The sequence below is a fragment of the Xenorhabdus thuongxuanensis genome (assembly GCF_001908095.1).
In the GTDB taxonomy this organism is placed as follows: Bacteria; Pseudomonadota; Gammaproteobacteria; order Enterobacterales; family Enterobacteriaceae; genus Xenorhabdus; species Xenorhabdus thuongxuanensis.
Genome location: NZ_MKGR01000050.1, coordinates 1 through 8,339, shown reverse-complemented (window position 1 = coordinate 8,339; position 8,339 = coordinate 1). Strand labels below are relative to the sequence as shown.

At 39.1% G+C, this 8,339-nt stretch carries 8 protein-coding genes and 1 pseudogene; 6 read left to right on the top strand and 3 right to left on the bottom strand.

Annotation, left to right across the window (positions count from 1 at the left end; all coding sequences use genetic code 11):
* Positions 1-634 precede the first annotated feature (634 nt).
* The 3 genes from Xentx_RS17540 (at position 635) to Xentx_RS17530 (ending at position 2,989) form a co-directional block, all read left to right on the top strand.
* The gene (locus tag Xentx_RS17540) at positions 635-1,063 is read left to right on the top strand and encodes a universal stress protein (RefSeq protein WP_074021798.1); all 429 of its coding nucleotides are present in this window, start codon (positions 635-637) and stop codon (positions 1,061-1,063) included.
* Between the two features lie 86 nt (positions 1,064-1,149).
* Positions 1,150-1,587, top strand: a complete 438-nt coding sequence (locus tag Xentx_RS17535) for a universal stress protein (protein WP_074021797.1) — start codon at positions 1,150-1,152, stop codon at positions 1,585-1,587.
* 361 nt (positions 1,588-1,948) lie between these two features.
* Entirely contained in the window at positions 1,949-2,989 is a 1,041-nt protein-coding gene (locus Xentx_RS17530; RefSeq protein WP_074021799.1) for an endonuclease, read from the top strand.
* 590 nt (positions 2,990-3,579) lie between these two features.
* Here the strand turns inward: Xentx_RS17530 and Xentx_RS17525 are convergent.
* Genes Xentx_RS17525 through Xentx_RS17515 form a run of 3 tightly spaced genes read right to left on the bottom strand, consistent with a single transcriptional unit; the run spans position 3,580 to position 6,068 of the window.
* Positions 3,580-3,738: a DUF2474 domain-containing protein gene (locus Xentx_RS17525; RefSeq protein ID WP_074021796.1), complete on the bottom strand. Its 159-nt coding sequence runs from the start codon at positions 3,736-3,738 to the stop codon at positions 3,580-3,582.
* The gene (gene cydB, locus Xentx_RS17520; protein WP_074021795.1) at positions 3,719-4,729 is read right to left on the bottom strand and encodes a cytochrome d ubiquinol oxidase subunit II; all 1,011 of its coding nucleotides are present in this window, start codon (positions 4,727-4,729) and stop codon (positions 3,719-3,721) included. The genes Xentx_RS17525 and cydB overlap by 20 nt, the downstream gene beginning before the upstream one ends.
* Positions 4,719-6,068 (bottom strand): cytochrome ubiquinol oxidase subunit I, encoded by a 1,350-nt coding sequence (locus Xentx_RS17515; protein ID WP_074021794.1) that lies wholly within the window; start codon positions 6,066-6,068, stop codon positions 4,719-4,721. Before Xentx_RS17515 ends, cydB begins: the two co-directional genes overlap by 11 nt.
* 524 nt (positions 6,069-6,592) lie before the next feature.
* Here Xentx_RS17515 and Xentx_RS17510 point away from each other — a divergent pair.
* The 3 genes and pseudogenes from Xentx_RS17510 to Xentx_RS19720 all read left to right on the top strand — a co-directional run.
* A complete protein-coding gene (locus Xentx_RS17510) occupies positions 6,593-7,390 on the top strand; it encodes a hypothetical protein (protein ID WP_074021793.1) in 798 nt (265 codons plus the stop codon).
* A gap of 26 nt (positions 7,391-7,416) precedes the next feature.
* On the top strand, positions 7,417-7,809 hold the full coding sequence (locus Xentx_RS17505; RefSeq protein WP_074021792.1) for a hypothetical protein: 393 nt from the start codon (positions 7,417-7,419) through the stop codon (positions 7,807-7,809).
* A 160-nt stretch (positions 7,810-7,969) separates the two neighbouring features.
* Positions 7,970-8,191, top strand: a pseudogene (locus Xentx_RS19720) (transposase); the annotation flags it as partial.
* Positions 8,192-8,339: the final 148 nt, after the last annotated feature.

Here is an 8,339-nt window from a genome sequence, read left to right as displayed (position 1 = left end):
TTAGCTTGAACGAAGAGAAAGCCGCGTCATTTAGGCGCAGTCGGTAACATGCCCTTATAGGGCTAGAGCAAACCACCCGCTATGCGGGTGGTTCTGATTTTGGATTAATAAGACGATTTTTGAGTCGATATAATAACATTTTCTGCTTATTCATTTTAGTGGCAACTAAACCGCTAAAAATAAATGAACTTCCTGTTGAGCTATAAGAAATGACATCATTAACTTCATAGCTACATTATTAATAAACCATTTCTCCGTGGGGATATAAAGCATAATCGCACTATTGATTCGTTCTTCTGGCATAGCAAATGTTCAGGAATAGGGTTAGCAATCACAACTTCACCTTTCAGCCCTGAGTGCCATTTTACTTTCATGGTATGGACTATTTGTTAACGATCCTTGTAACGGTTCTGGATGCCAAAACCATTGCTGTTATCTCATTTGCTCTTTGTGGTTTTTATGAGCGCAACAATTGCAGGGATGTTTATGAGTTTATCTGGCTAATCCCTATCCATGAATCTGAATAGGAGCTAACATGTTTTAGGTGTTAGATAACTCACAGTAAGTTTTCCGCATTTCAATATACTAAAAGAAATCAGGATAACTTGGTATTTCGGTAAGTAGGAGCGTGCATATGTACAAAACTATTTTAGTACCAGTAGATATTTCAGAAGAAGATCTAACCGACAAGGCCGTTGACTGCGCTCTTAAAATCGCCAGGGAAACAGGGGCCAAATTACATTTTTTACATGTATTACCCATTTCATCAGCGATTATTAATGCTTATGCACTAGGCTATATGGAAATTAAAGATAAGGCGACTATCAAGGCAGAACGAGACTTGAAAAAGCTGGTTGATTCCATTGAATTACCAAATCGTCAGATCTCCTATTCGATTGCATTTGGTTCACCAAGAGACGAAATCACTGCTACAGCGGATGAAATTGGCGCTGATTTGATTGTTATCGGTTCAAGACGACCTAATATCACGACGCATCTGTTGGGTTCCAACTCTGCTGGAGTTGTCAGATATTCAAAAACATCTGTATTAGTAGTACGATAATTATTGTTAGTGATAGTTTGTTGATTTTATTGACTTTAACTGATGAGCAATAGCTAGCGGTTATATCCGATTACAGGGGGGTATGTATGTATAACACGATTTTAGTTCCAATTGATATTGCGGAAGATATATTGACTGATAATGCAATCAAACATGCTGAATATTTGGCAAAAATATCTAATGCAAAGGTTCATCTTTTTCACTCTGTGCCAGATATCTCCCGATTTTCCGTGAATTATAGTTACCACTATGATTTATTGAGTGCTTTTGCCAAAAAAGCAATAGTGAATTCTGAAGAGGAACTGAAAAAAGTCGTAGAACGAATGGATTTACCTAAAGGTAGGGTATCATTCTCTGTTGCCTTTGGCTCTCCACGGGATAAGGTGCTATCTACAGCGCGTGAGATTAATGCAGATTTGATTATTGTCGGTTCTCGTCGGCCTGATATCTCAACTCACTTATTGGGTTCAAATGCGTCGGGCATTGTAGGGTATGCCAATATCTCTGTTTTGGTTGTTAGATAACCAACTGCATCTGGATAAAGTTGATTATTATCGATAAAACCGTGCTTGAACATAGCACGGTTATTTTTTAATGGCATTAATTAACGATACCATATTTCTAATATTGGATTATTTGGGTTACGGTAAAGTGATTATTTATTCAGAGTTATATGGTTTGATAAATTTAATGTTTTTACTTAGATGAGCTAAGAAAATAGGTTAATTGATAGATTAAATCATATTACTATCAATTAATTCAAATAACGTATTGATGCCTTCCTAACCGTTAAAGAGAATTCAAAGAATAATATTTGTCATTTTATGGTGTTGTCAGGCAGGATAGTAGATGGATGTTATGCACAATAAGTAAATAGGTATGATTTTGAATAGTAAAATTGGCCAGTTGGCACGTTATTTTTTGGTCTTTGGGTTAACCCTCTCTTTTCATGCATGGAGTGCGCCGACCAGCTTCGAACAAGCTAAAGTTGAATCAAGAAAAAATGTTTATGACGGACAAACAAAATCAGGCATAGGCACACTATATTGCGGGTGTGATTGGCAGTGGGTTGGCAAAAGCGGTGGGCGTGTTGATTTGGCTTCTTGTGGTTATCACGTCAGATCGCAGCAAACAAGGGCTGCACGTATTGAATGGGAACATATGGTGCCTGCTTGGGTATTTGGGCATCAGCGTCAATGTTGGCAAAATGGTGGACGGAAAAACTGTGTTGAAACCGATCCTGTATTTCGCATGATGGAATCAGACATGCATAATCTGGCTCCATCAATCGGTGAAGTTAATGGTGATCGCAGTAATTTTGGTTACGGAATGCTCGCCAGAAACACACCTAATATGTATGGTTCATGTAGTAGTAAGGTGGATTTTAAATCACATTTGTTTGAACCACGTGATAGAGTAAAAGGCATGGTTGCCAGAGTCTATTTCTACATGCATGACCGTTATAATCTGGTTATGTCACGCCAACAACAACAATTGATGATGGCATGGGATCGCCAGTATCCAGTAGATGTCTGGGAGCGTGAAAGAGATAACCGAATCGCCAAGATTATGGGTCACCATAACCCGTTTGTGACAGGCAGTAAAAAGTGGGAATTAGGACATAAAAATTCAGGCCAAGGTTTAATATCACAGCAAGGATTGATGGCGAAAAAAGGAAGAGAGGTACAGAACAGTGCGCCAAAGCAAAGTAATTTGCATACAGGGAATAGTCAGATATTAACCCAAAGGACGACATCAAAAACGGCGCAAAATGAGATAATTAAGGGGAATAAAAATAGCCAGATTTATCATTTTGCACACTGTGCTGGCTATAAAATTGTGGCAGATAAAAACGCAATTTACTTCCGCTCAGAATCAGAAGCCAAAAAAGCGGGATATCGCTTGGCAGGTAATTGCAAAAAGTAGTTGTTAATGTATTGCTAATAAAAATCAAACAATATTTCAGTAAAATTTAACCTTTGAGCTTGTCATAAATAAAAAACTGTCATTATACTGACATCATGGTCCGTTAGATTACATCAAAGAAAACGGAAATATGCGAGGAATGCTAATGACAGATACTGAAACTGCATTCTCGGTTAGGGGCCGGCGCTTAAGATCATGCCACTGATAAAAAGTGACGATCTTAGCGTCGGTTTTTTTATGGGCCTTTAATGAGCTTAAAAGGGAGCTCCTAGAATTTTTCAGTAGTAAGGAATGCCTTGAGCAGGCCAAAACCGTGAAAATAGCAAAAACAATATATTGCATCACGGTTTTTCTGTATTATTGAATAACCAATATGAATAATTAATATTTTTGGCTCAAGATAGAATATTATACTGGTGATTTTTACAGTTATATTTTCCTGGATGCTTCAAATGATTTTTTATAGCGTATAAAAGTTTTACAACCTACTTATAAATTTAACTTGCCAGAAAAGGTTTTAATCAGTTCTGCTGTTGCTCTGATCAAAACCTTAGTTCAGATACCATCTTAGTAATTAGAAAAGCTAGTTATTATTTGATTTTCATTCCTGCCATTGTCATTAGAGCACGAAATAACGTGGATACAGCGTATAAGGCCAATACGCTGCAAAACCAAATTGCCACCATCCAACCTAAGCGCTTCCAGAGTGAAGAGCGTTGTGATGCTGTTTTAATGGTAGCCTTGTTCATGGGTGATTTTTCCTCGGAAGACATAATAACTCCAAAAGGTATAGGTCAAAATTATCGGGATAATAAACAGAGCACCAACCAGCATAAAACCCAATGATTGAGGGGGGGAGGCAGCTTCTTCATAGCTAATAGAGGGAGGGATAATGTTCGGCCAAATACTGATCCCTAATCCAGTAAAGCCCATGAAAATCAATAACAGCGCTGCCAAAAACGGGGTGTAATGGCCTGAGTTCTGGTTAGATTTCTTCAATAGCTGCCAGCTCGACCACAATACCAATAATGGTACAGGCATGAAGAAAAATAGATTCGGTAAGCTGAACCAACGTTCGGCAATCGTTGAGTGAGCAAGTGGTGTCCAAATACTGATAATGGCAATAATTGCTAGCATCAGCAATGTCAAGGGATGCAGAACACGATACATCTGTTGTTGCAGATGGCCTTCTGTTTTCATCACTAGCCAACCACATCCCAATAAGGCATAAGCGATGACAAGTCCAATCCCACAAAATAGAGGAAAAGGAGCCAACCAATCAAAATGGCTGCCGATATAAACACGATTTTCGACAGGAAAACCTGCAATAACTGCCCCAACGACGATACCTTGCATAAAGGTGGCGAGAATCGAACCAGCCATAAATGCCCTATCCCAGAGGTGTTGGTGCCTTGGTATGGCCTTGAAACGAAATTCAAAAGCAACACCACGAAATATCAGACCTAATAACATAATGGTCAATGGGATTGCCAGCGCATCTAAAACTATCGCATAAGCCAGTGGGAACGCGCCAAATAATCCAGCGCCTCCCAGAACCAACCAAGTTTCATTGCCATCCCAGACAGGAGCAACAGAATTCATCATCAGATCACGATCGGATTGCTCTTTAATCGCTGGATATAAGATGCCGATTCCAAGATCAAAACCATCCATCACGATATACATCATGGTGCTAAATATGATGATCAGGAACCAAATGAGAGGAAGATCAATGCCCATTTACTGACTCCTTATTTGGGACTTGTGGGAGGCCTTTACGGATGAGTTTCATCATATAGGCGTAACCAACACCGAAGACGGCGGCATAGACGACAAAGAAAATAAGTAGGCTGATGCTCATGTGGATTTCACCGTGTGCTGAAACCGCATCTTTGGTGCGCATCAAGCCGTAGACGACCCACGGTTGACGGCCAATTTCTGTAGTGAACCAGCCCGCCAGAATTGCAATAAGGCCGGAAGGTGCCATCAAAAGCATAAAGCGGAGAAAGAGCGGGTTTTCATACAGGCGTTTTTTATGACGCAACCATAGTCCCCAGACGCCAGCAAAAATCATCAAAATTCCCAATCCCACCATGATGCGGAATGACCAAAACACCATAAAAGCATTTGGGCGATCTTCCGGGGCAAATTCTTTCAATGCCGGAACTTGCTTATCTAGACTGTGTGTCAGAATCAGGCTGGCAAGATAGGGGATTTTGACTGCATAACGAGTCTCTTCCGCTTCCTGATTGGGAATACCAAATAGAATCAGTGGGGTGGCTTCACCAGGATGATTTTCCCAATGACCCTCCATAGCAGCGATTTTAGCCGGTTGATGTTTTAACGTATTCAGTCCGTGCATGTCGCCAATCACAGCTTGTAATGGGGCAATAATCAGGATCATCCACATCGCCATTGACAGCATTTTCCGCATGGCGGATGAATTATTGTCTTTCAGCAAATGCCAGGCAGCAGAAGCAGCAATGAAAAATGCTGAGGCCAGGAATGCCGCTGTTCCCATATGCAGCAGGCGATAGGGGAAAGATGGATTGAAAATCACCGCGAACCAATCAACAGGAACAACCTGATTATTTATAATTTCATGGCCTTGTGGTGTTTGCATCCAGCTATTAGAGGCCAATATCCAGAATGTAGAAATAATCGTGCCGAGCGCCACCATACAGGTTGAGAAAAAATGTAGCTTTTCTCCGACCCGATGCCAGCCAAACAGCATGACACCAAGGAATCCAGCCTCAAGGAAGAATGCGGTCAGCACCTCATATACCAACAACGGGCCAGTAATAGTACCCGCAAAATCAGAATAGAAACTCCAGTTGGTGCCGAACTGATAAGCCATCACCAAGCCAGAAACAACTCCCATACCGAAATTAACCGCGAAAATTTTTGACCAGAAGTGATATAACGTTTTGTAGTCCGTATTACGTGTTTTAAGCCATAAGCCTTCCAATACCGCCAGAAAGCTCGCCAAACCTATGGTAATGGCAGGAAAGATAATGTGAAAAGAAACCGTAAAGGCGAATTGTATCCTTGCGAGTTCAAGGGCAGTTAACCCTAACATAGTGACCTCTTATTGAAATCTTTGGGTATATGGGGAAACAAAGTTAGAAGATATAGGCAAGTAGAACACAGGGAACTGAAGTATAATAGTTACAATTTTTTGTATATTGGCTATAACAGTTTGGTAAAAACCAGTATTAGCTCGGTGGAAAAATACATCTGTTGTGCTGCATATTTAATAAACTGTGATTTGAAATAATTTTTCACACGCTCTGGTCGGCGTTGTCATTTCCGCATACAAGAACGTGTTCTAAAAACTGCGTCCAGTGGGGATGAAAAAACGACAAAAATTGTCGACATCGCAGAAAATTTCAACTAAGTTATTTATAGCCTGTTCCTCCCCGGAGCGGTTTTCGGTGTTCACCAAAGTTTTTCTCCCGGAACAGACTTCTCGTCAATTTCTTATCCAGAACTCAGATTAAATATCATCCCATGAAAATTAATTATCAAATAAAAGGTCAATATGAAAAAATATTTTCAAACAAGCCATTATTATATTTAAAAAAATCATAGGAAATTAAATGCATGAAATTTTTTTTGAAACGATCGCAGACGATATTTCTTCTAAGCCTTACATTGTCTGCTTCAGCGGTACAAAGCTATGCCGCATTTAATGAAAACGACTCAGTCAACAATCGTTATTCCGCTTCATATAATTACGGGGGAAAGAAAAATTGTGGGCGTGGACATTCTCCTCCATTGTCGCATATAGAGAAAAATTTTGGGGATTCACAATGCATTAGTTATTCTATTGTTTACCCTCTGGCAGAAAGTTTAATTCCCATTACCAAGATATTGCTAACTGACCCTAAGCCTAAGATTGAAACATGCGAAATTGAACTAAACACAACAAAGACTTGGGTTTTCAGTTCATGGTATAGTACCTTTATTCGTAAGGATGGTTGTCAGATTAAGCTTAAGTTAATTTGTGATGGAAGTGAAAGTGCGTGTTCTCCTTCTGTTGGAGACTATTCCACAAAAAATAAATTTCAAGTAATTATATATGATAATGAAAAAGATCATAAGCAAGAGTCTATTGAGCGTATTCAAAACACAGAAAAAGTTAATGTAACTCACCATTCGACCATCGTAGAATCAACCGATAATATGAAGTTTGAAAATAAAGGCAGAGGCACTGCAAAAATTTCATATATTACTTCTCGTTGTTATTATGATACTGGCCCAAGCTCATTTGAAGTAAAACCAAACTTAGATCGTGCTTTTACCATAAAAACTAGTAATAGTATTAATGTGTCCTGGTGGAATTGTCTTGATCAAGACAAAAAAATCAGTTGGAAAATTGAATATACTACATATGAATAAATACGTTAAAAAAGAGGTTAAATAAGATGAAAACATTTTCTATACTTGCTTTATTTTTGAGTATAATTAGCAATGTAGCGGTTGCTACACCTAAAGATACTACAAATAATACACAACCTAAATTAAATATAGTTGACCCAATAAATACGGCTGTTGCAACAAACTGCAATCTCAATACGGGTTATCTTGTTTCTTTATCTGTAGGATATGAAGGTAATACAAACAAGGTAACTTATAGCATTAAAAATGAAAAAGGTGCTCAGGCTTGGTATTGGGGGGCTGAACAAGTTGATACCCCAGCAGGGAAAGCCATGCTTGCAACGGCAATTTATGCTGCATCTAGTGGACAAAAAGTTTTTATTCAATGTGACACCAATAATCATATTAAATCTTTGTGGGTTGGGCCTGATGCTTACTAACTAATTTAGTTTTCTTAATATTTAACATGCTAATTACTAAAGCGGATTTCATAATTTTAATTTTAAAAGTGTATAAATATTTATTTTTCCATATGAAAGGTTAAAACCGACTTTAGTCGGTTAGCTTTAGCTGCGATACAGTGTTGCACGAGAGGTGCAAGTGAACCAAGCTCATGTTCACATACTGGTGAGTAGTCCCCTGACATTAGCGCTACTGGAGTCAGTATTTTTGGGGCAGAGGTTATTTTTGTGCTACGGTAGGTTTAGGTCAGTAGAAAAGATGATAAAGACTTATTTGGCGCATCGTTCAGCCGATGCGTATCCGGGCTTTCAGTTCGTTAATCACCCACCCACCGACTCAAGTCGGTGGGTGGGTGGGTGATTATGGCTTTAGCCAGTTTAAGATGCGTTAGCTTCTTAAACATAAAACCACCCGCTATGCGGGTGGAGTTCAAGGGTTATACCAAGAAAAACACCTTTCCGTTACGATATAGATGTTCAAGCTAATATACGTAACTTAAATAAGGAAA

Coding starts and splice junctions, on each gene's coding strand:
- Xentx_RS17505 (WP_074021792.1), top strand. CDS start 7,417: ATGAAAACATTTTCTATACTTGCTTTATTTTTGAGTATAATTAGCAAT.
- Xentx_RS17535 (WP_074021797.1), top strand. CDS start 1,150: ATGTATAACACGATTTTAGTTCCAATTGATATTGCGGAAGATATATTG.
- Xentx_RS17515 (WP_074021794.1), bottom strand. CDS start 6,068: ATGTTAGGGTTAACTGCCCTTGAACTCGCAAGGATACAATTCGCCTTT.
- Xentx_RS17540 (WP_074021798.1), top strand. CDS start 635: ATGTACAAAACTATTTTAGTACCAGTAGATATTTCAGAAGAAGATCTA.
- Xentx_RS17510 (WP_074021793.1), top strand. CDS start 6,593: ATGAAATTTTTTTTGAAACGATCGCAGACGATATTTCTTCTAAGCCTT.
- cydB (WP_074021795.1), bottom strand. CDS start 4,729: ATGGGCATTGATCTTCCTCTCATTTGGTTCCTGATCATCATATTTAGC.
- Xentx_RS17525 (WP_074021796.1), bottom strand. CDS start 3,738: ATGAACAAGGCTACCATTAAAACAGCATCACAACGCTCTTCACTCTGG.